We start from the raw sequence: 23,241 nt of genomic DNA, 5'->3' as shown, positions 1-23,241 counted from the left end.
GATGTCATATTGACTGGAAAATAAAACCTAACTAAAATGTGTTATAACAAATAATTGAATTTAAAGTAAAAGTTAATACAAGTTGTTGAGAAGGAGGTGGTGCATTACCAAAGTAAGCAGAAATTAGTCGCCCAACATGGCTAATATTTGCTTACGCAATTTGTTCGAGAAAAAGGAGGTCATGACAAAGCATGGACGCCCGATTAAACTCGGCATCCCCACAGCCCGCTCCAAAGTCCAACAAATGGACGCATATTAAAAGGCAGCTTAAGCGAAATATCGGGCTGTACATCATTATCTCGCCGGCGGTGCTTTATTTTTTGATTTGGCATTATTGGCCGATGTACGGCGTTCAGATCGCGTTCAAGGATTTTATGCCCGGCCTTGGCATTTGGAACAGTCCATGGGTCGGATTTGAGCACTTCGAGCGGCTTTTTGACGCTTATTATTTCTGGACGATTCTGAAGAATACCATCGGGATCAGTTTATATGGACTGCTGGTCGGCATTCCTGCACCAATCTTGCTTGCGCTTTTGTTCAACGAGATTCGAAATCGTAAATTCCGCTCATTCGCCCAAAGCATCTCCTACGCCCCGCACTTCATTTCGGTTGTGGTCGCGGTCGGTATTTTGTTCTTCTTCATCTCGCCAACGAATGGCGTTTTCAACTCCATCCTTGTTTCCCTGGGGAGAGAACCGGTCGACTATCTGGCAGAGCCATCGAAATTCTGGCACCTGTACGTCTGGTCGGGCGTATGGCAAGGAGTTGGCTGGTCTTCGCTTATCTACAGCGCTGCCATCTCAGGCATCTCGCCTGACCTGTACGAGGCGGCTTATATGGACGGGGCCAGCAAATTTCGGCGAATTTGGCATATTACGATTCCAGGTATCGTTCCAACCATCGTAATTTTGTCCATTCTGAGCGCTGGCGGCATCATGAGTGTCGGCTTCGAGAAAATACTGTTGATGCAAAACCCGATGAACCTGGAAACATCCGAGGTGATCTCCACTTACATGTACAAGAGCGGGCTGCTTAACACCCAGTACAGCTTTTCCGCGGCCGTGGGCCTCTTCAACAATGTGATCAATTTTATCATCCTGATCATCGTCAATGCGGTTGCACGCAAGGCGGGGGAGACCAGCTTATGGTAAAGGCTCGTCCATGCAGGATTAAGGAGGGAACGTAAGAAGTGCTGCTGAACATCAAACGAACGCCTGGAGAAAAGCTGGCCGATATCATCATTTTAGTGCTATCCGTCCTCGTGATCATCGTCATTTTGTACCCGCTCCTCTTTGTCTTGTTTGCTTCATTTTCCGATCCGCGCCAAATATGGGACAAGCCGCTGCTGCTGTTCCCGGCTGGCTTCAATCTGGACAGTTATGCCAAAGTGTTCGAGAACAGCGAGATCTGGAGAGGGTATGCAAATACGCTCCTGTACGCCTTCATCGGGACTGCGATCAATATTATGATGACGGTATTTGGCGCTTATCCGCTCTCTAGAAAGCGCTTTTACGGCAAGGGACTGTTTACGCTGCTGTTTGCTTTTACCATGTTTTTCGGTGGTGGGCTGATCCCTCTTTATTTGGTAAACAAGGAGCTTGGTTTGCTGAATACGATGTGGGCCTTGGTACTGCCTGGTGCGATCAGCGCCTACAACATGATTATTATGCGAACCTACTTCCAGACCCGGATTCCGGTGGAACTCGAAGAGAGCGCCTACGTCGACGGCTGCAATGATTTTCATATGCTATACCGAATTGTCCTGCCTTTGTCCATGCCGATCATTGCCGTAATGATCCTGTTCTACGGGGTCGGCCACTGGAACTCTTATTTTGACGCTATGATTTATTTGACGGATCGGAATAAATTTCCGCTGCAGCTGATTTTAAGAGAAATACTGGTTCAGAACGACTTTAAGGAAATGGCCGGAATATCGGTCGGTGCCGAATATGCGGATCAGATGATGGTCAAGGAAGGCCTGAAATATGCGATCGTCGTATTATCCGCACTGCCGCTGCTCCTGTTGTATCCGCTGCTGTCGCGTTTCTTTGAGAAAGGCATCATGGTGGGAGCTATCAAAGGGTAAATCCGATATGGAAGCGGTCATTACCGCTTGGAACTCATAATCATGGAAAGAGGGGATATGGATATGAGAAAAGGAATGAATCTTCTGCTTGCCTTAACGATGACGTTCTCGCTTACGCTTTCCGCCTGCAGCGGTTCGGGGGGAAAGGCGGAGCCGGAACCAGCCGGAACGGACGGAGATCCCGGCAGTATCAAATTAAGGATCGTCAAGCGCGGGTATACCGATGTGCATCCTCCGGCCGATCAATTATGGATGTGGCAAAAATACGAAGAAATGTCCGGCATTCAAGTCGAATTTGAGGAGTTGGCGGGCTCCGCCGTAACCGAAAGGAAAAATGTCATGCTCGGCTCCAACGACCTGCCGGATGCATTCTATCGCATTGCTTTCGGCACCGACGAACTGATGAAATATGGCAAACAGGGCTTGTTTGTTCCGCTCGAAGACCTGATTGAACAGCATGCGCCGAACTTGAACAAACTCCTTAAGGACAATCCGGATATTAAGGGAGCGATCACGATGTCGGACGGACATATTTATGCCCTGCCTTACGTCGATTTCTCTAAAGCGTTCAATTCCGTTCGCCTGTATATCCACAAGGGGTGGCTGGATGAAGTGGGACTTGATGTTCCAAAGACGACCGAGGAGTTTCGCCAGGCGCTGAAAAAGGTGCGTGAGAAGGACAGCTCGCGTCTGGGCTGGGTGCTCGAGTCTTCCTATTGGACCTTCCTGGAGAGCTTCCTGGCTGGCAGCTTCGGTATGGGGGAAGGCGGTGCTAAGGCATTCGGTCAATATCTATATAAAGACGCGGACGGACAGGTCAAGACGACGTTTAATGATCCGAAGTATAGAGAGCTGCTCCGCTACATGAGCGATCTGTATAAGGACGGGTCGTTGGCCCAACAAAATTTCACGACAGGCTATGATTATGCGAAGTGGTCTACGGACGGTTCCAACAATCTGATCGGTTCGTTTGTATGGGAAGGTCCGGGATATATCGGGAAGGATGCAGCTGAAAACTATGTGGGCATTCATGCCCTCGAGGGGCCGAACGGGGATAAGGTCGCGGGGGTGTTGGGGCCGCCGGCAAAAGGAATCTTCGGTTTCGTCATAACGAACAAAAACAAATCCCCGGTTGAAACCATCAAGTGGATCGATTATTTCTATGGGGAGGAAGGGATACACTTTGCCACCTTTGGACTTGAGGGCGAAACCTATGAAATGGTTGACGGCAAACCGAAATACAAGGACGAGATTTTAAACTACAAGGGCGGTGTACAGCTGGGCGCTTTCCAATATGTCGATAATGTGTATGGTGCTTATTATCCATATGTTGAACCTGACGACGATTTGCGGATGGCGGCGCGCGGGACGACGGTGGCTGACGAGATCAAGGCGGATCCTGCAGAGCTTGATGAGCTTGCGCCCAAAGAGCTTTGGCCGGATTTTGTTCCCACGGATGACGAAGCCAATCAAAGCAGCGCGATCCTGACCGACATTAATAAATACATTGAGGAGATGCGGGTGAAGTTTGTGACGGGGAAAGCCAGCCTGGACACGGACTGGGATAACTACGTAAAGACCCTGGACAAAATGGGAGCCCAGAGCTACTTGGAAATCAAACGAGCGCAGTATGAACGTTATTCAAATGTGAAGTAATCGAAATGGTGCAAAGAACGGATGAAAGGAGCGGTTTACATGCCAATGATGCAAACGCTATAATTTTAGTACGACAAGATTAACACTGGAAAATAGATAAAGATGGGATGAGAACCAAGTTGACCAAAGACAATAAACCTCCGCTGTACCGTGTGATGATGGACGAGCTGAAATCGCAAATTTCATCGGGCCACTATTCTCCTGAAGCCCAGCTTCCCACGGAGGCCGAGCTGAGCTCCACCTTCGGCGTGAGCCGTATTACAACAAGAAGAGCGCTCGAGGAGCTGGAGCGGGACGGGTTTATCTACCGCGTCAAGGGAAGCGGCAGTTTTGTTAAACCACGACAACGTGGACAGGAGCAGCGGTCGGTTGGAACAGATAAAATGATATCGCTTATCCTGCCTTCCGAAGACGACCGCGGTACGATGGGATATATTCGCGGAGCTTCGGACTGGCTGAACGCGAATGGCTACTATTTGAGCATTCACCAAAGTGATTATGATTCCCAGAAAGAACGCGATCTGCTGGAAATGTTGACCCGAAAGGGCATTGCGGCCATCATATTGTATCCGCGGAACGATCAGACGAACTACGACATTCTGCATCGACTATGCCTCGAAGATTATCCGATCGTAACCATCGATAAATATTTTGACAGTCTGCCGTTAGGGGCGGTGGTTTCCGACAATTTGGGCGGTTCCTATCAAGCCGTATCCAGGCTGATTGAGCTCGGTCATCGAAAGATTGCGTTTCTGACAGCGGTCAGCATTGAATCGACCTCTTCGGTGCGCAACCGCTATTTCGGATACTGCCAAGCGCTGAAGGACCACGGGCTTCCCGTCGATAGCCGTTATATCAGGCTGAATATGAAGGATTATCGGGAGAAGGTTGGCTTTGAGCAATTTTATAATGAGCTGCTGGACTCTTACCAGGCGGAGGGGGTAACGGCTGTTCAGACGGAGAATGATCTGATTGCCGCCAACTTGCTGAACCGCTGTTTGGAACGAGGGATCCGCATTCCGGAGGATATATCGATCATAGGCTTTGATAATAACCCTGTCACAGAGCATGTCATGATCCCGCTGACCACCGTTGAGCAGAATTTTTACGAGATTGGACGCCAAGCAGCCGAACATGTTGTAAACTGGCTGGAGAGAGGGAAACAGACACCGGACCGGACACTGATCCCCGTCAAGCTAGTAGAGCGTGATACGACTGCACCTGCTCCGAAAGGAAAAGTCACAGAGTAGATATGATATGAAAGCATGATATGAAGGCTGATTGCCATGCAGGACTTCTTACCTGCGACAATCAGCCTTTTTATAGGCATGTAAAAGTTGAGTATAAAAATTCTCTACTTACTCAAACACTTCGTAAGGATGGTACATTATGTAGAGGAACGGATTTCGATAAGCGCTGTCCATTTGAGAGATCTATCTGACCAACAGGCGATTTGAACGATGAGAACGGGATCAAAGCGTTAAAGGCGGCGATCATGCGGATGCCGCGATGATAATTGAACCGGACACAACTAAGCGTTAAGGTTGAGACGTCTATCCCTCCGGACAAATAAACATGACACCAAGTGAACCAAGACCTGAAAGGAGGTGATCAACATGTGTACGATTCATATGCTGGTCGGGATACCCGGCAGCGGAAAAAGCTATTATGCCAAACAATTATGCAAAAGCGAGCGGGCCGTCATCGTTGCGACGGACTCGATCCGTGAAAGATTGTTCGGAAGCGAATCCAAACAGAAAAATACGTATCTGGTATTTGACGAAGCTTTCGCCGAGATCGAACAGGCGCTTGCGTCCGGACGAAATGTCGTATTTGATGCCACCAATGTCAGCCGGGAGCGGAGACAGAAGTTCCTGAAGCGATTTGGCGATAGACCTGTGGAGTGCCATATCTGCACAACCCCTTATGAAGTGGCTCTGAAAAGAGTCAAGGGACGAAAACGCCGTCTCGATGAGAAGATCATGACGAAATTTGCCAAGAATCTTGAATTTCCTGTCAGGGGCGAAGGATTTAGCAAACTGCATCTCGTTCATGAGCAGGGCGAAACTCAGTTTACAAGAGAAGAACTGGAAGTGCTGCTAACACGCAAACCGGGTCATGATGAGTTATTTGGCTACTTGTCCCAATCTCCCTATTTCAACGTGATGCTGGGATATGATCAGGAGAATCCGTTTCATTCCAAAACGTTGTCGGAGCACACATTTGCCGTGCTGGAATATATCAATGCTTTCTATGAAGGCGAGCATTTGCTGGCTATGCAATTAGCAGCGTTGTTCCATGACGCGGGCAAGCCGTTTTGCAAAGTATGGAAGCAGGCAAGAGGGTACTATTCCTATTATGGGCACGAGCATGTATCGGCAAGCATTGCCTGCCATACATTGAAGGACCTCGGATATGATGATGTATTTATTCAGTACGTCGTTCAACTTGTGAGTTTTCATATGGAAATTTTGCATGGAGGGGATGCCGGGGCATCCAAAATCTATCATTTGTTAGGCGAAGATGTGCTGGCTGAGCTGTATTTCTTCGCGGAAGCCGATACCTTCGGCAAATAAGGAGGTGAACAACGATGAAAATGAAATATCCCAAAACGATGCATTTGCCTTGGTCCAGAGGTTATACGGATGACGATAAGATTTTACGAAGTACTGACCATTTTACGGGGCAGGAAGTTGTCATTACCGAGAAAATGGACGGGGAGAACACCACGATGTACCCCAATTTCATCCATGCCAGATCTCTGGACAGCAAGGATCATCCTTCCCGTCATTATGTGAAGACGCTGCATGGTGGCATCCAGTTTTTGATTCCGGAAGGATATCGTCTCTGCGGGGAAAACGTATATGCCAAGCACTCGCTTTCGTATTCGGCGCTGCCTGCCTATTACATGCTGTTTTCCGTGTGGAATGAGTATAATGTATGCCTGTCATGGGACGAGACAGAGGCTTGGGCGGAACGTCTGGGGCTGGTAACGGTTCCTGTCTTGTACCGGGGAATCTGGAACGAGGCTGCTGCCAAAGCGTGTTATACGAAGCTATCAAACTGCGGAGGGGAACAGGAAGGTTATGTGGTTCGGCTGGTTTCCTCATTCGCTTATGGCGATTTTAAGCGCAGCGTTGCCAAGTTTGTGCGCGAGAATCACGTACAAACCGATGAGCATTGGCTAAGCAAACCGGTGGAAGCGAATCAATTGGCTGCCGGTGAATAAAGCGGTAAGATGGTGAACGATAATAATTTTCAAGAAATGAGGTGTTGATCATGTAATTCCGAATTGCTTTATAATAAGATATGTGGATACATAACACAGACATGAGCTGCCGCTTACATCGGGGCTTTTTTTATTGTTTTTGTACATATTGGTTACCACATTTTGTTAGTTCAAGTATAATGAACCTATACATAAGGATGAGAAACAGAACCATCATGATTCCAAGATAGGAGATAAGATGAATAAGAAGAGGATGTTTCGAGTTTCTGCTCCGTCAGGGGGGAGATTGATGCTTTCGATGTTGATTTTAATCGCTATTCTTCTTGGAAACATAATAAGAGGCCATGAAGAAAAGGACATCTTTTATTATGTATGGATTGTATGGCTGGTTCTTTGCTCCGCCATATTCGTTATCACCGTATATAGAACCTACGTGAAGAAGCCAAGCGTGATGGAAATGCATCAAGACGGAATTGTTATAAACGGTACAGAAATAAACGCTGAAGCTGTAGCATGTTTATTGATCAACGATAACAAGAAGCGGGTAATCGGGATCAAGCCGAAAGGGCGTGCAATCGTACCTCTAAAGTTATGTTTTACGTTCGAGGAGGAGCAGGTGGAAGGGATCAGGCAGCTGGAGACATGGGCACGCGAAAGACAGGTGAAGGTGTCAAAGGGATATTTTATGAGATGGATGTAGAGCGAGTAGTGGAGGGGATCAAATTGTTTTTTAAGCGAAGGGGGAAACAAAAGATAGCCAGCTCGGAAGTTATATCTCTTTCGGTTCAGGAGGAACGTTGGGAACGGTATATGTATGAGTGGCATACACCTGAAGAATTGGCGGGATGGGCCAAGCAGTTGAGGGTGTTCAGATATTGTCGCGCCTATGGCGGACATGCCAATGACGGAGACGCTTTAAAGGCTGCAATTTTGATTAACAACCGTCATGACCTTGAAGAAGTTTGCTCACACATGGGCATTGAGCTTAAGGTGCTGCCAGCGCTTCATGATGGATATCCCCCGGATTCAAGAAGCATTCAGACATACCCGGAATATGAACAGCCAGGCTGGATAGAAATTAGCGAAGTACCTGTTCACGTATGGGTCTACCCGGACAGACTGGAGCTTCATCTTGCTGATCCCATCAATCGGCACGTCGTTACCCACGAAGTCGTGAGTACTGCTGTTATCGTCGAGAAGATCCTGGAACCGCTGTATGACAGGATTATCGATCCCCCGCAGAATAACCGCCGCTGTGTGTGCCCCAAGTATTATCCGGCTCTATTCAAGTGAGTAGAATGAATATTTAAGTTTATTACACACGCATCTGTGGATGCTGCTGTGAATGAAATTGTCGAGACGTTAGAATTGCGGAGAGGTATTAAAATACAAGAACCTTCACTCCGTATAATAAAAAATGGAGTGAAGGTTCTTGTATTGTGAGTATTAATTAATATGTAAGTGGATGCATTGCCCTAGCAAGCAAGCCATAAACAGTGTTACCCTTTACTGGAAGGCCTAATAAAGATAGAGACGATAACTCCAATGATTAGGAACAGAATTGGAAATCCGATCAAGAAAATAAGGGCTGATGATATCCCTTCATAACTAGTTGTGTTGATAACGATAGGGATGTTCACTCCTACAAACGAAAAAATGAAGAAAATTAGACCGATAACAAGTCCAATAAGACCAAATATTTTAATTGTTCCCGCCTTTGAATTAGATGATCTCTTACCCATAAACGAGTCCCTCCAATATTGACTGAATTAAGATGAATTCTAAATATAATATCTCTTAGATAGTTCGTGTAAGGCGGCTTCTTGAAATATATGCTACGGTCAATAATCCGATACTAATGAATACATAAATGAAGCACAAAGCCCATGAGTTTATTCCTATGTCGGTGACCCAGTTTTCCCCTCCTGTTGACTTTGTACCCATGAAGTCTAGAATCGGCATTTTGTTAAACGGGCCTATGTACCAAATGATCATATATAGTACCTCGAATGTTCGGTTTGTTTTAGTAAGTACCCCTGAGGCAAGTGCAAAGCTAGGAATAAGAAAGACAGCTGAAATCCAATGTGCCACGTACGGGACATCACCTTCCAAAATGAAACGAATGAGCATGCCACCCCCGGTTATGCACGTCAGTAGAAATCCTGCGAACCACACGGCAGTTAGCTGACGGGAAACAAAACGCGGACTTGAAGCTACCATTCGAATAGCTGAATAGGCTTCTCGCCGAGAGTCAGGATACCGATTCCGAAATCACCTGAATAGTTCGGTTGGAGCGTAGTGAGGTCATGGACCATGCTGTCAGTAATGATGTTGGTCCCGAAGGGGATGTAGCTGGAGATCGAGAGAAAAATGATAATGATGAGAAAGTAAATCAAATTACCGAGCACGCCTTTTAAAACCTTCCATGTTTCAAAACATATAGCTAGAGCAGAGACAATGGATATCATCGGAAAAGTTAAGAACAGAAACGGTGAGATCAGGTTCCACCATTCGATCTTCATAACCTCACCGCGCACCTGTTGCATAATGATCGTCATCAAGATAACCACAAATACGATAATGGACAAAACAGCAAAGTTGCTGATTGATTTACCGATCAAATATTTCAGCTTACTCACAGAGGTTGAAGCGATAATTTGTACAAAACCCGTTCGTTCATCACGTTGTATGCTATTTTTCACTAAATAGAAACCAAACAGCATAAGGAATAGTGTAGTAGAAATGGCGACTGATGCGCCAACCCAAGCAGAGTTGTAGATCCCGCGATAATGATCCAGATAAAGCGTCACGTAACCGCTATCCACAGGTGGAACAAAGAAGTAAGCCACCATGATCGTAATCCCTAAAATGACCAGAAACGAAAATTGTCTAATCCTCTCAAGAAGATCAGCTCGTGCAATGTTATAGATTGTGCGGAATACTTCCACCAAAAGTTCCCTCCTGGGTAGTTTTAATGTACAAATAGGCATCTTCTAGGCTTGGAGATACTTCAATAGAGCCTGGCAGCGGCGGTTGATCAGAGACAATACGGAGCTGTAGGCCTTCCTCTCGTCGAATGGTACCACTTATTGTCCATGTGGCGCGGGCTTCCTGAAGGTCATGATCTGCTATGATAACAGACCACACTTTACCATGTACTTTGTGTAGGAGCTCTGAAGGGGTTGATTTTGTCAATAATTGACCCTTCGATAAAATGACAATCTGATCGGCAGTTGCTTCTATATCAGATACAATGTGCGTGGAAAAGATAATAATTCTTTCCCCTGATAAATCCGTCAAAAGGTTACGAAAGCGAACACGTTCTTCCGGGTCAAGGCCTACGGTCGGTTCGTCAACGATAAGCAATCGGGGATTATTGAGCAGCGCCTGAGCAATCCCAATTCGTTGACGCATACCCCCGGAGAAGTTACCAATCGGGCGCTTTAAAGTATCATGCAAATTTAATAGTTCAAGTATTTCTAAAATCCGAGATTTGATCTTACGGCTGTCTAAGCCTTTCAATGCAGAAACATATTCGAGGAATTCTACGGGGTACAAATGCGGATACACACCAAAATCTTGAGGTAAATAGCCGAGGGTTCGACGCAACTCATCGTTTTTTTTGCGAGTATCCGTCCCATTCCAACTCACAGTTCCACTCGAAGGTTGCGAGATGGTGGCGAGGATTCGCATGAGAGTAGATTTACCTGCTCCATTTGGTCCTAGAAGACCTACGATCCCTGGCTTCAAGTGCAGGTTAATATCCTGTAATGCCCATGAGCCTTTCTTGTATGATTTACTCACTTGTTGTATGTCTAGTAGCATTCATATACCTCCTTAAGGAAATAATTATATTTTATGGAAATGTGAATAATATACGATGATTATATAAGTGCCTTACTTACTTGTCTATAATTGTTTACGGTGAAATGAATATAAGCATAGATGATAAAGGTAGGGTTAAAGCAATTAAGAAGAAATCTCCGAAGCTGGGTCGGCTATAATGTAATCAGGTGTTTACACATGAATTTTATTACGGGGAGAGGCAAACATGAATAATATGTACACTCATTTAGATATGATCGAAATACTAAAGCGAATTGACAGTTTAAGCGCTCAATCACAGCCGTTATGGGGAAAAATGGATGTTGCTCAAATGCTGTCTCACTGCTCCGCGTTCCAAGACATCGCCATGGGAATCACAAACCCGCCAAGAGGTTGGTTAGGCAGGTTGGTAGGGAATTTCGCAAAACCTGTGTTCTATAATGAAAAATCGTTACCTCGCAATATGTCTACTATTCCGGATATTTTGATTGCGGATCCAAGAGAATTTGAAACGGAAAGAGAACAATTGAAAGAAAAAATTATAGCATTTCAAAAGAACGGACCTGAGAGATGTACCACGCATCCTCATGCATTCTTCGGTAAATTGACCCCGGAGCAATGGGGGAAAGGATTATACAAGCATCTGGACCATCACTTGAAACAGTTTGGCGTTTAAGGCTCAAGAAACCGCAGACTCGCGGTTTTTTTAATTCTTTACGGTTCTATTCATGTCCTATAGCTTCATATGAAGGCATTCGGCTTAAGATGGTATATACTATCTAATTGAGGTGAGTGGAGTGTATTCATACAAAGAGACCAGCTTACAGAGAGATGGGAACCGTAATTCCGTAACACATAAAGACGAAACTTATTCGATCGGACAAGTTGCTGCATTGCTGGGCTCTACCGTAAAAACGGTCCGTTACTATGACAAGATCGGATTGCTTAAGCCCTCAAATTACACCGAGGGAGGGCACCGGCAGTATGCGAAGGATGATATTTGGCGTTTACAACTCATTACAACGCTGCGCTTTCTAGATTTCGAAATTGATGATATACGCAGGCTCATAGCTGGCGAAATCGAAGTTGCTTCAGCCTTGGATTGGCAGATTGAGTCCTTGGAGGCGCAGGTTAGCACACTGACGAGTATGATCTCGATTTTGCGTCAAGCGAAGACACACGACGAGGATTCGTTAGATTATATTCAAGACCTAGTCAAGACACGGACGAGCAATAGTGAGAAGCGGCATCAATTTATGATGGATAAATTGGAGGATTCCAAATTTCTGGATGGAGTCCCTCAGGAATGGAGAGGATCATTTCTCTATTTCTTTAATAAATATATAGTGAATCAAGTCAAAATAACGGCTAAACAAGCGTTTGTATGGGATGAATTACAGGCGTTAATTAACGATCCCCAGTTTATTCCGGACCTGGTCCAAGATGAATTTCTATTTTTCAATATGGTCAACCAGCCAAGATGGGGTGCCTCCGTATGGCCCAAGAAGATTGAGGATATCCATAACCGGCTGAATACAGCATTGGAGCGCAACCTTTCAGCTGGTAGCCCTTTCGTGCAGTCCATCGTCGAGAATGCGGCCATGCTGTATGCAGACGCCGAACAGTCGATGAACCAAGAGGATGTATTTCGCTACTTTGCGGAATATGCGAAGAGCCCTAGAACTGAACGTATTAAACGGTTCAATACATTGTGCGCAATGTTAAGCCCGGAATACCGCTTGTTCTCAAAAGGGAACAACTTACTGCTTCAAGGCATCGAATGGAGGCTCGAACATAGGTGACCACGCATTATGAAAAAATAACCGAGGCGATAACGCCCCGGCTAAGAAGTTAAATGCATCCTGGAATTCAGTCTGCACCTTTCTGCAGTGAAAACGAAGAATGATCTCCAATATTTTGTTCTATTAATTCAAACGGCTGCTGCTTTAAATAATGGTTAAAGAAGTCAAGGGTGTAGTCGTTGATCAGGCGATGTGCTTTTCGCACATCAACCCCTTCCATCCATGCTAGCACAGGTGAAAGCAGGTACGTATCGGAGAAGCCCATATGCTTCATTTTATTCATCTTCATCCAATAGTTCTCGCCGGCTGCTACAGACTCATATCTTGATAACACCTCGTCAAAAAACTTGTCCAATTCCTCTCTTGTTGTACCTTGGGAAGCGATATTCTCATCGCTCATATTGGCGGTTCCTGCCAGTGTGTCGTCAGCGCTCATCATCAGGAATGGTTTCTTCACACCATCCTCCGGAAGACGTTGTTCGCCGAATAATCCACCGTCCATGTTGATGGCAGCTTTCAGTCTGGGATCCTTCAACAGGGTTTGAACGGCAGTCGCCCCACCATAGGAGTGACCAAACATGCCAATGTTGTCCGTATCCATACGGCCTGTAAATCGATGATCCGGATCATTTGCCACGAGCTTCTCAACCTGATCGATTACAAACATCGTATCTTCCACCCAGACCTTATTTAATTGATCTAAGTATTCGTACCCGCTATCCTCCAGAGGAGAAAAATTTACAACACGACCATCAGGGAATACGGAAGTGGTGCTATAGTACGTGTGATCGATGCCGATTACGATATATCCATGACTGGCCAACTCTTCAATCTGGAAGGTGTTTTGGTTCTTAACTCCATTGAATCCATGCGAGAATAGGAGAACCGGGTAGGTAGTTTCCTTATTCGATAGTTCTGCACCTTTGATCGCATGCGTTTTAATCAGTCCAAGGCTTTTAAACAACGGCTTAGGCATATTGAGCGCTTGGCTGTATCCATCTTCGAAAATATCGGGGTGTGCGACATATGGCGCTTGTTTGCCTTTCGCCGAAGGATTGGCCGGGTACCAGATTTGTACCATTAACTCACGGTTATCGTCAGGTGTCGGCGTATTCGCTTCCTCACGCAACCCATCTTTCCAATCATACGTCACCGTTCCTATTTTATAGGGCCCCGTCGGCTTCTCAAATTTAAATACTGGAAGCAGGAGAGGCAGTGTCACCGCAATAGTGGAATACAGCACGGCCAGTGCAGCGATCAGCATGGTTTTAAATGGGAATGCCTTCTTTTTGACTTTCTTTGATTTGGGAATGTACCTTAATGCCAACACCATGATCGGGATAAACGTCATTGCATAGGGAGGGATCATTTGCCAACGCATTCCTTCGATCAGAATGTGCGCTAGCAGGAGTACGGCAGATATACCGAAACCAATGATCAGATGTCGCTGCGGCTTGTTCCGAGCAAAGATCAACCAACCTAGCATAATCAGATTAAAGATAACAAACCACATTTCCAAAGTTCTCATTACGATGAAACCTCCTCAATTTCTGTTCTTGCTGTTTTTACAATGCAAGTATAAAACCTCCCCTAAGGGTACATTCAACAACAAAAAAATGAGCGTATGTATAACTAACCGCGGATACTGAAAGAGAACTGAGATATGGAGTAATGATGCGAAAATACCCCGTAGAGCCAGCACACAACGAATGTTGGCTCTACGGGGTGGGGGGGAACTGCGGATTATGTATTTTCCTTTATAACCAATCTTTGTATTTCTCCATCGTAAACTCGCCTTCCAGCTCCAACCGGGTATCCGGCTTACTGCCGTCATAATAGTTGACGTCCATCGTCGTACCCGTCCAATATACGTAAAATACGCCATTTCCTCGATACTCGATACGTCCCCGGTTATCATTCACCTCCTGGTGCTCAAAATAATACAGTCTTGCATCCAGGCTTCTGGAGTTCTCGTTATAACCCTGGGCAATCGTAAATTCCAGCGGTGCAAACTCATCTAGTTTTAACGTATCCAGATATATTGTAAGCTCCGCATCCGGATTGTTCAGTAATTCATCCGAATCCGGTAAACACTGGAGCGGCTCGGGTTCCGTTTCCGTCTCGAACCAGAGCATGATTTGCGGCCGTTCATTGACTTGGCTGCGGGTTGCATAGGCTTTGGATTCGGCCAAAGCGTGTTTTTCGGTTCCGTTATAACGAATTAGAGTTAATGTCCCTGTCATGCGAGTCTCCTTATCTATTTTTCCTTAAGCACATGGAACCATTGCACCTACCGGTATGCCTTGTATCGGTACGGTCAAATTGGCAGGTCAGACATCTTTATTGAATCGATAAATATTCCAGAAGCGCATCCATTTGCTCGTTTCCCAAAAGATCAGTCAGTGATGGCATCACATGGGAGATATATTCCGGTTTCGTCTCATAGGTTTCTTCGTCGCTGATTTCCCCTTGGAAAAGACGAGCTCCTTCAATGAGAATGGACAGCGCGTGTAAGCAATCCGCAAGCGAATTCGCAATCAGCTTCGGCTCGCCGCCTTCGAATGCGGCATATATGGGTGAACCACTCGCTTGGACGTCAACGATCAGCGGATCATCGTTTACATTGGCAATGACGACGTGATGAGCCGGCCAAGCGTTCGATTCTGCTGTTTCACCGCCGACGTTAATCCAGCGATAGCCCATTTGCTGCCGGACCAGATGCTCAGGAGACACAAAGTAGATGACAGCCGATTCACCGATCTCAACCGCCGCGTTCTTCATTTTGTGGGTTCCTTCGGCCAAAGCGTCATTCATCTCATAATGGCTGTATAGATAGCTCAGTTCAGGGGACAGCGTGATGCGGTCATCCACAGGCGGCAGCTGGACCTCGGACCGCTGTCGTATTTCATGATCGGTGAAGAGCCCATATTCCCGATTATATAAGTCCTGTTGTTCTATGAATCTAGTTAAAGCCGCTTCCAGTTCCAGCATTTATTTCATCCCTTCCAGCATATTAACCGAATTATAACACGCCAAGTCACCGTGGTTAAGCGTGGGGGATTCAAACTCAGGAATGAGATATGGTAGAATATCCCGTATGGTGAGAATCTATTAAACGACAGAAGATGTTATAACGAATACTAAAAGGATGATTTGAATCTGCAGTAAGCAAGGGGGATTGAGCTTTCCTGAGTTCAACGGACTGCTGGATGACATCGGTTTTATGTCGGATGAAGCACAGCGGGATCTGCTGGAGGAGGGTGAATCACTGGAAGATTCGCTCAGGTTTGAACAGACCAATCTTCTGCAAGTGCCCCGTAAGCCGGAGGGAGAGACTTTTACATATATAGGTCGGTTAACGGGATATTACTTTCAGGCTTACGGGGCTGATGCGTTGTATCTTTTCTACTCAAGGGAGCTGCGCAAGGCAGTCATATGCTTGGAATATACTTGAGAAGACTGCAGGATCTATATACTAACATCTATAAAATACACATGGTTGGAAAGTAGGACAAGTACAACAGAATAGTCTCGAAACTTTTGGTCCATTTATGGCAATGATGACGAATGTCCAGGTTAGAAATACAAGCAGCCTCGTGAATGGAGGGCTGCTTGTATTGATATGGAAGAAAATGAAAAAGCGTATATTGCTGTATCGTTGCTAACCTTCCGCTTATCTCTTAGAGAGATCATTCTTGTTGATCCGCCTCTAAGGCCCATTTCGCTCGATAAGCGGCAGGCGGAATACCCTTGAACTTGGTGAACAGCCTTGTGAAGTAATGAACGGATGAGAACCCGGTTCGCTCTGCAATCGCCTTGATGGGATCTTGGGTGTGCTGGAGCAGCAACTCGGCTGCCCGGATCCGTTCGGTGCGAACCATGGAGGTAAAGGATTCATGAATGCTCTCCGCAAACAATCGGGATAATTGCCGCTCGGACACATTCAGGTAAGCCGCCACTTCGGGTAGTGACACAGGCCCGCTGAGGTTGTCTCTTATGTACAACTTTGCCTTTTGAATGAGTTGTAACGCAGATGATAAGAGAGGAGCGCTTTCGAAGCTGCCGGAAGCCCCGAGCAGTCCAGGAAAGGATTGCAGGAGTACATGCGCTAGCTTGGGCAGAAGCGATGCAGGCAGCGAGTCATCGGCTTCCGACCGGACCAGCATGGATTTCCATATTTGGATGGCGGGTGATTCGCCCGCATGCTCGGTCCAAACAGCACATCGATCAAGCGCTTCCATGTATTTCACCGATACATCCGGAGCTGACGGTTTCTCCATCGCTTCAAACGCAACGAACAACAGATTCAGATCGTGAACGTCTTTGATCTGATGTAACCGACCTGGGCGTGTACAGAAAGCTACCCCCTCATATAAGGGATACATCTGATCGCCGTCCGTATATACACCGGTCCCGCCGTCCACATAACAAATCTCATAGAATGAATGGCGATGAATGGAATTAGCCGTCAAATGCCTGACGGTCCCCCAGTAATGCACAAGGAACGAGAGGCTTTCATCTTCAAGCCGTCCAGCATAACGATTAAGGCGTTCCTCACTTTTGCTCCAACGATACAAGGCAGTTTACAGCTCCTTTGGCGTAATTTTGCAAAACGTCGTCATCCCCGTGCAAATACGATTTCGCTTGCCCTTACTATAATTAAACTAGATATTCCATAACATATCGAGAGGGTGCATGGTGATGATGGACGAAAAGGATGTGCAATTTTACAAAGACAATGGGTACCTGCTGGTCCGAGGCGTTTATAATCAACAGGAAGTAGAGGATATGAGAGCGGCAGTTGAAGGGATTATCCAGAGGGCGGCACGCGCCAAATCGGATCAAAACCATGCCTGGCAAGGCGACTTCCTGCCGCCTGAGCAGCTTAAGAAGCTGGTTCTGAAAGGCTTTCACGATGTGCATTACCATGATGCCGCGTTCATGAGAGCCGCAATCCATCCCCGATTGACAGAAGTGTTGAACGGAATCATCGGTCCGAACGTGCAGCTGCATCACTCGAAAATGCTGGTGAAGCCTCCTGCTAACGGGGCCGCGTTTCCCATGCATCAAGATTATCCATATTTCCCTCATCGCGATCACACCATGTTAGCTGCTAGCGTTCATCTGGACGATGCCGATATGGAGAACGGCTGCCTATGCGTTGTGCCGGGATCCCATAAACAGGGCGTTTTGCCGCATATCGGCGCTTATTATTTGAATCACAAGGAGTATCCCTTATCCTCGGGAACCCCGTGCCCGGCCAAGGCGGGCGATGTGCTTTTCTTTAATTACCTGACCATTCATGGCTCGGACGTGAACCGGAGCGACCGTACGCGGAGAAACATCCTGTTCCAATACCGTGACGCTGCGGATGTGCCTACCGCGGATGTTCACTTCGATTGGGGAATGGGCTTAATGGTAAGCGGAATGAATCCGGATTTCAACAATGTAAAGCCAAAATATGAAATCATCCGTGCGAAATGACCACACAACAGTACCGATTCCAAATGCTGAATTCTAGACCAGCTTAAAGCCCCTCAACGGGGCTTTTTTCTATGACTGGTACTCATGCCTGTCAAGTTCACACTTAACAATGTAAAAATAATTCGTTGTAATGCCGGCTGGCCCCCCTATACTAGATGATAATAGATCGGTTGATACCAAATGGGGGGAAAGCATGAAACTTCAAGCTCCGGGCAAAGCATCGAAATGGTTTGTGTACCAGAAAATCGTCGTCGTTTTTATTCTATTATTACTTCCTCTCATCTCGATGAATATTTGGTTGAATTATAAGGGAATGTCCGTTACGAAGGAGTCCCTCTTGAACTCTGCTACGGCCGGCGCATCCTTCTATTCCAAGCAGCTCGATAAAGAGATGTATTTTATTCGGAATTTGCAGCTGCAGCTGATGAATGACAAGGATCTGCAGAAGCTGAGCTTTCGGGGCAGTATGCTTGAGGACTATGGAGAGGTGGAGCTGATTGATCAGGTCAGGGATCGGCTAGCAACCCTCATGGTTTCCAGTGAGTACATCGTGAACGCCGGGGTTTACGTGAAGGATATCGGGAAAACGATCTCGACCACAACGGGCGTGACCAATACACCGAATAAGGAAATGGAACTGATCTCCTCGATGATGATGGTTATGCCCAAGCCTTCTTTTTATCGAAGCGGCGACCGGATTTTTCTGATTGAAACCGAAAACAACGGCGGCATCTGGTCCTACATCGAAATTTCCCGATCCAAGCTGCTGGGGGCTTTAAGCGAAATCGCCAAGTTGTATCCGGAATCCGAAGTATTACTCGGGAGTAAAGAAGGGGGGACCATATTAACGACAGCTCTGCGGGCCGATGAGTCATCCGAGATTTTGAGCCATATTCTGGACAATCCCAGCCCGGAGCAAAGTGTGCCGGGGACAGGGGAACTGAACGGCGTAGACTATTTTATTATCGAGAATGAAGTTAGCGCGCTGGATCTGTCCTTGGTCATGTATGTGAACCAGAATGAAATCACGCGGCCTTTAAGCCAATTCATTACATGGTTTTATACGTTGTTTATTCTGGCGGTGACCGTCATGGTGCTTTATTCGTTCTCGGTCAATCTGATGATCCACAGGCCACTGTCCAAGCTTGTTAAAGCCTTTCATATGATCGAAACCGATAATTTGAACATCATGATCGAGTCCAGAAGCAAAGATGAGTTTCATTACGTATTTAATGGATTCAACAGGATGGCGCATAAACTCAAACATTCGATTGAGGAAAACTATGAGCAAAAAATAGCACTCCAGCACTCGCAACTGAAGCAGCTGCAGTCCCAGATCAATCCGCACTTTCTATATAACAGCTTTTTCAATATTTATATGATGTGCAAGGTTGGAGACTCGGATAGCGCGGCGGAGCTCTCGCAAAAGCTGGGAAGCTACTATCAATACATCACGAGAAGCGGCTCCGACGAGGTGCCTTTCTATAAGGAATACAAACATGCGCTGGATTACTGCGACATTCAAGGTATCCGCTTCTCGAACCGGATTGCATATGAGCATAAGGAAATATCGGACATCCCACCGTCTATAACCGTGCCGAGACTCATCATACAGCCTATCGTGGAGAATGCGTTTGAGCATGCGTTCGAAGACGGCATGGAGGAGGGGAAATTATATATCAGCAGCGATTACCGGGAAGGCAAATTGCGTATCACGGTGGAGGATAACGGGAAGCTGCTAACGAATGAGATGCTGCAGCGTTTGCAGGACAAGCTGGCTATGGATTCGAAGCATATTGAAAAAACAGGATTGATCAACGTGAACAACCGGCTTCAGCTTAAATATGGGCCTGAAAGCGGATTATTCATCTCACGCAGCGCCTATGGCGGCTTAAAGGTGGATCTGATCATTAACATCGATGGGATAGAGGAGGCATCATCATGTACAGACTGTTGATCGTGGACGACGAACCTGTCATCGTTAACGGCTTGGTTCAGCTTTTTCAGGAGCAAACGCAATTGGATCTGGATGTATGCAAAGCGTATTCCTCCAAGGAAGCGCTGGAGATTGCCATGAGAGTGAAGCTGGACATCCTGGTCAGCGATATACGAATGCCCCAAAAGAACGGGCTACAGTTGATTGATGAAATTACATACTATTGGCCGCATTGCCGAATCATTTTCCTGACCGGCTATAGTGAATTTGATTATGTTCATGAAGCACTGCGCAAAAACGTGGATAACTACATTCTGAAAACCGAAGGAATCGATCCGATTTTCCAAGCTGTCCAAGTGGCTTCTTCTAAACTTGATGAGGAAAACCGTCGCAGGATCCAGGCGGAAAAGGCAAAGGTGCATTTTCAAATCGCCGAACCTCTGCTGAAACGGGAGCTGATACGAAAGCTATTGAATGGAGAAGCCGCCCGTTCCTTGTTGTCCGAGTCCCGCTATGAAGAAGTGGAGTTGTGCATCGATATAGACCAGCCGGCATTCTTTATCTTGGGAAGGATCGACGGTGCGTCGGAGACGAAAACAAAGGATGTGGCGCAAGCTGTTCAGATGACGTTTATCAACGATTTGCCCAACTCATTTGCATGTGAGCATGCAATTCTGGACGATGCCTTACAGGTATGGCTGCTGCAGCCGGATGTGGAACTTCGGGATCGCTTTCGAGGTGATGCACAGGAAAATGAGCTTCATTGGCATGGGGTTATGTCTTATATGAGAGGTATCCTGGAGCTGGTTCAGAATGAATGCGAAGAACTGCTCGGCGTTTATGTTTCTTTCGGGATCTCGGGCAATCTGCATGATAAGTGGGATACCTCGGGGCAGCAGCTTGATCTGTTACGATCCATGCTGCAGAGCAGGGCTGCGCTTGGACAAAATATGGTCATTGTGAACATCGAAAAGGCTAAAGAGCTTGAGGAAACGAACCAAGATTATGACCTCTTCAAGCAGGATGACATGAAATTCGACGTGATTGACCGGATCCATAAATATATCATGGAGCATTTATCCGGGGATGTCTCCTTGACCGCCATTGCGGAGGAGGTTCATTTTAACCCGTCCTATCTTTCGCGCTACTACAAGCAGCTGACAGGGCACAACCTGCTGGAGTATATCCAGGCGAAGAAGCTGGAGGGGGCGCTCCATCTGATGTTGCATACGAACATGAAATTACAGGAGATTGCCACCCGGCTCGGATTCGAATCCCCGTCCTATTTCACGACATTTTTCAAAAAAAAGATGGGGGTTTCCCCTCAGGAATACCGAAATACCCAATAAGTAAAAAAAGTGAAAGCGATGTAAAAAACTTAAAATTGATAGCGCTTTCGGACGGGATCTATAATGATACCAAGCAGCACAGATATGAAGATTACGCCAGATAAAGGGGGACGCAATCATGAGATGGATCAAGCTAGCGAAGATGATGTTGATTAGCACGATGACGCTTTCGGTAATGGCTGCATGTTCGAATCAGGCAACAGAATCTGAGGGGACGCCGGCCAAATCCTCTACCGAGGATGCAAAAACCAATACTGCACCACCCGAACCTCTCGGCAAATATCCTGAAACGGTGACGGTCACGCAAGTGCTCGGCTACAATCCGCCGGAGGACCCGCGGACGCCTCAAGGGATTACACCTGAACAGAATGCTTACTTTAAAGATCTCAAAGACATGCTGAACATTGAGGTTCAGTACAAATGGACGGTGCCTTCGAGCCAGTTCGAACAGAAGTTTTCGTTAGCCATGGCTTCGGCGGATCTGCCGGATATTATGGAACTGGACCAGAAGAACTTCGAGAAGTTGAAGAAACAGGGGATGCTAGCCGATCTAACCCAGGCTTACAACGACTATGCTTCACCGGCACTGAAAAAATACATGGAGTCTGACGGCGGCTTTGCGATGAAGACGTTTACGTCAGAAGGAAAGCTGCTGGCGATTCCCGGATTTGAGGATCCGTTCCTGTCGACCCAACTGCTCTGGATCCGCAAGGACTGGCTCGACAACCTGAATTTGCAGCCGCCGCAAACCATGGATGAGCTGGAACAGGTTGCAAGGGCCTTCGTGCAGCAGGATCCGGACCAAAACGGTAAAAATGACACATACGGTATCGCGATGCAGAAGAATCTATTCTTCTGGGGATTTGACCTGAGAGGTTTCTTCAATGGATTTGGCGCATATCCGTCCATCGGGGACAACCAGTCGGCCTGGATTAAGGATGACAGCGGCAAGCTTGTACCTGGACTCATTCAGCCGGAAGTAAAGACCGCGCTGGGCAAGCTGCAGTCCTGGTACAAGGAGGGGATTCTGGATAAGGAATTTGCCTTGAAGGACGAGAACAAGTCCGTTGAAGATATTACCGCAGGCAAGGTCGGCATTTCCTACGGGGAATGGTGGTATCCGAACTGGCCATTGAATCTCAATGTCGATAAAGATCCTAAAGCAGAATGGATTGCCCTTCAGATACCTGGACTGGATGGACCCGGCAAGTCCATGGTGCCTAAGATCCGCAGCAACAAGCTCGTGGTCGTGAACAAAAAAATGAAGAATCCGGAAGCCGCCATTAAGATGATCAACTTCTATATCGAGGTGGGCAACAAGAAGTACATGGATCAGAATAAAGCGGAAAAAGGATATGTATACAATTGGTTCGTTCCACGAATTTATAATCCGGCCCAAATCGATACGATCTATACGGAAGTTAACAAAGCGCTTGATGCGAACCAATCGGAAATTACGCTGGATGACGAGAACTACAAAAATGTGGCGGACGTCTTCAAAGCAACGAAGGATTACCTTGCGGGTAATACCGCAGATGCCTCGAAAGGCGTAAATTGGGGCCAGTATTTTAGTCGGGCGGCAAAAGACGGCGGCTGGGGAACGACGCGGCAAATCAAAGAGAGTCAGGCTTATGTGAATAATGAATTCTACGGCCTTCCCACGGCAACGCAAGTGGAGAAGGGATCCCAGCTCGATAAACTGATGCAGGAAACCTTCACCAAGATCGTCATGGGGGCTTCGCTGGATGAATTCGATAAATTCGTTCAGAGCTGGAAGTCGCTTGGCGGCGATCAGATTACGCAAGAGGTCAACGATTGGTACGGCCAGCAGAGTGCCAAATAATCTTTGAATGATGGAACGGGAGGGTGTGCCT

At 46.7% G+C, this 23,241-nt stretch carries 20 protein-coding genes and 1 pseudogene; 15 read left to right on the top strand and 6 right to left on the bottom strand.

Annotated features, from left to right (window positions below; genetic code table 11):
* Positions 1–191: 191 nt before the first annotated feature.
* The 8 genes from ABEW73_RS19265 to ABEW73_RS19230 all read left to right on the top strand — a co-directional run bounded on the left by ABEW73_RS19265 (position 192) and on the right by ABEW73_RS19230 (position 8,264).
* Complete coding sequence (locus ABEW73_RS19265; protein WP_076323274.1) at positions 192–1,151, top strand: ABC transporter permease; 960 nt, start codon at positions 192–194, stop codon at positions 1,149–1,151.
* Positions 1,152–1,189: 38 nt separating this feature from the next.
* Complete coding sequence (locus tag ABEW73_RS19260; protein ID WP_430166101.1) at positions 1,190–2,086, top strand: carbohydrate ABC transporter permease; 897 nt, start codon at positions 1,190–1,192, stop codon at positions 2,084–2,086.
* A 63-nt stretch (positions 2,087–2,149) separates the two neighbouring features.
* On the top strand, positions 2,150–3,742 hold the full coding sequence (locus ABEW73_RS19255; protein WP_430166099.1) for an ABC transporter substrate-binding protein: 1,593 nt from the start codon (positions 2,150–2,152) through the stop codon (positions 3,740–3,742).
* Positions 3,743–3,861: 119 nt separating this feature from the next.
* Positions 3,862–4,992, top strand: coding sequence for a GntR family transcriptional regulator (locus tag ABEW73_RS19250; protein ID WP_430166097.1), 1,131 nt, complete (start codon positions 3,862–3,864; stop codon positions 4,990–4,992).
* Between the two features lie 366 nt (positions 4,993–5,358).
* Positions 5,359–6,318 carry an AAA family ATPase gene (locus tag ABEW73_RS19245; protein ID WP_430166095.1) on the top strand — a complete coding sequence of 320 codons (960 nt, stop codon included), beginning with the start codon at positions 5,359–5,361 and terminating at the stop codon, positions 6,316–6,318.
* A 14-nt stretch (positions 6,319–6,332) separates the two neighbouring features.
* Positions 6,333–6,971 carry an RNA ligase family protein gene (locus ABEW73_RS19240; RefSeq protein WP_430166093.1) on the top strand — a complete coding sequence of 213 codons (639 nt, stop codon included), beginning with the start codon at positions 6,333–6,335 and terminating at the stop codon, positions 6,969–6,971.
* A 289-nt stretch (positions 6,972–7,260) separates the two neighbouring features.
* A complete protein-coding gene (locus tag ABEW73_RS19235; RefSeq protein WP_430166091.1) occupies positions 7,261–7,671 on the top strand; it encodes a hypothetical protein in 411 nt (136 codons plus the stop codon).
* Between the two features lie 23 nt (positions 7,672–7,694).
* Positions 7,695–8,264, top strand: a complete 570-nt coding sequence (locus tag ABEW73_RS19230; RefSeq protein WP_430206393.1) for a hypothetical protein — start codon at positions 7,695–7,697, stop codon at positions 8,262–8,264.
* A gap of 920 nt (positions 8,265–9,184) precedes the next feature.
* Here the strand turns inward: ABEW73_RS19230 and ABEW73_RS19225 are convergent.
* Together ABEW73_RS19225 and ABEW73_RS19220 are read right to left on the bottom strand one after the other, a co-directional pair.
* Entirely contained in the window at positions 9,185–9,919 is a 735-nt protein-coding gene (locus ABEW73_RS19225) for a hypothetical protein (protein ID WP_430166087.1), read from the bottom strand.
* Complete coding sequence (locus ABEW73_RS19220) at positions 9,894–10,796, bottom strand: ABC transporter ATP-binding protein (protein ID WP_430166085.1); 903 nt, start codon at positions 10,794–10,796, stop codon at positions 9,894–9,896. Before ABEW73_RS19220 ends, ABEW73_RS19225 begins: the two co-directional genes overlap by 26 nt.
* Before the next feature lie 226 nt (positions 10,797–11,022).
* On the opposite strand from ABEW73_RS19220, the gene ABEW73_RS19215 reads away from it, so the two are divergent.
* A complete protein-coding gene (locus tag ABEW73_RS19215; protein ID WP_430166083.1) occupies positions 11,023–11,472 on the top strand; it encodes a DUF1569 domain-containing protein in 450 nt (149 codons plus the stop codon).
* A 121-nt stretch (positions 11,473–11,593) separates the two neighbouring features.
* Positions 11,594–12,598 (top strand): MerR family transcriptional regulator, encoded by a 1,005-nt coding sequence (locus ABEW73_RS19210; RefSeq protein WP_430166082.1) that lies wholly within the window; start codon positions 11,594–11,596, stop codon positions 12,596–12,598.
* 67 nt (positions 12,599–12,665) lie between these two features.
* Here ABEW73_RS19210 and ABEW73_RS19205 read toward each other — a convergent pair whose 3' ends face one another.
* From ABEW73_RS19205 to ABEW73_RS19195, 3 genes are all read right to left on the bottom strand, one after another.
* Complete coding sequence (locus ABEW73_RS19205; RefSeq protein ID WP_430166080.1) at positions 12,666–14,126, bottom strand: alpha/beta fold hydrolase; 1,461 nt, start codon at positions 14,124–14,126, stop codon at positions 12,666–12,668.
* Between the two features lie 229 nt (positions 14,127–14,355).
* Positions 14,356–14,841, bottom strand: coding sequence for a hypothetical protein (locus ABEW73_RS19200; protein WP_430166079.1), 486 nt, complete (start codon positions 14,839–14,841; stop codon positions 14,356–14,358).
* 97 nt (positions 14,842–14,938) lie between these two features.
* A complete protein-coding gene (locus ABEW73_RS19195) occupies positions 14,939–15,589 on the bottom strand; it encodes a hypothetical protein (protein ID WP_430166077.1) in 651 nt (216 codons plus the stop codon).
* Between the two features lie 184 nt (positions 15,590–15,773).
* On the opposite strand from ABEW73_RS19195, the pseudogene ABEW73_RS19190 reads away from it, so the two are divergent.
* Positions 15,774–16,052, top strand: a pseudogene (locus ABEW73_RS19190) (siderophore biosynthesis protein); the annotation flags it as partial.
* A gap of 235 nt (positions 16,053–16,287) precedes the next feature.
* Here ABEW73_RS19190 and ABEW73_RS19185 read toward each other — a convergent pair.
* Positions 16,288–17,175 (bottom strand): helix-turn-helix domain-containing protein, encoded by an 888-nt coding sequence (locus tag ABEW73_RS19185; RefSeq protein WP_430166075.1) that lies wholly within the window; start codon positions 17,173–17,175, stop codon positions 16,288–16,290.
* Positions 17,176–17,299: 124 nt separating this feature from the next.
* On the opposite strand from ABEW73_RS19185, the gene ABEW73_RS19180 reads away from it, so the two are divergent.
* The 4 genes from ABEW73_RS19180 (at position 17,300) to ABEW73_RS19165 (ending at position 23,210) form a co-directional block, all read left to right on the top strand.
* Positions 17,300–18,082 (top strand): phytanoyl-CoA dioxygenase family protein, encoded by a 783-nt coding sequence (locus tag ABEW73_RS19180; RefSeq protein ID WP_430166073.1) that lies wholly within the window; start codon positions 17,300–17,302, stop codon positions 18,080–18,082.
* Between the two features lie 193 nt (positions 18,083–18,275).
* A complete protein-coding gene (locus ABEW73_RS19175) occupies positions 18,276–20,039 on the top strand; it encodes a sensor histidine kinase (protein ID WP_430166071.1) in 1,764 nt (587 codons plus the stop codon).
* A complete protein-coding gene (locus ABEW73_RS19170; RefSeq protein ID WP_430166069.1) occupies positions 20,024–21,367 on the top strand; it encodes a response regulator transcription factor in 1,344 nt (447 codons plus the stop codon). Before ABEW73_RS19175 ends, ABEW73_RS19170 begins: the two co-directional genes overlap by 16 nt.
* A 118-nt stretch (positions 21,368–21,485) precedes the next feature.
* The gene (locus tag ABEW73_RS19165) at positions 21,486–23,210 is read left to right on the top strand and encodes an extracellular solute-binding protein (RefSeq protein ID WP_430166068.1); all 1,725 of its coding nucleotides are present in this window, start codon (positions 21,486–21,488) and stop codon (positions 23,208–23,210) included.
* Positions 23,211–23,241 lie beyond the last annotated feature (31 nt).

This window comes from Paenibacillus lautus (assembly GCF_050482385.1).
Classification (GTDB): domain Bacteria; phylum Bacillota; class Bacilli; order Paenibacillales; family Paenibacillaceae; genus Paenibacillus_AQ; species Paenibacillus_AQ lautus_B.
This window is presented reverse-complemented; position numbering and strand designations above follow the sequence as displayed.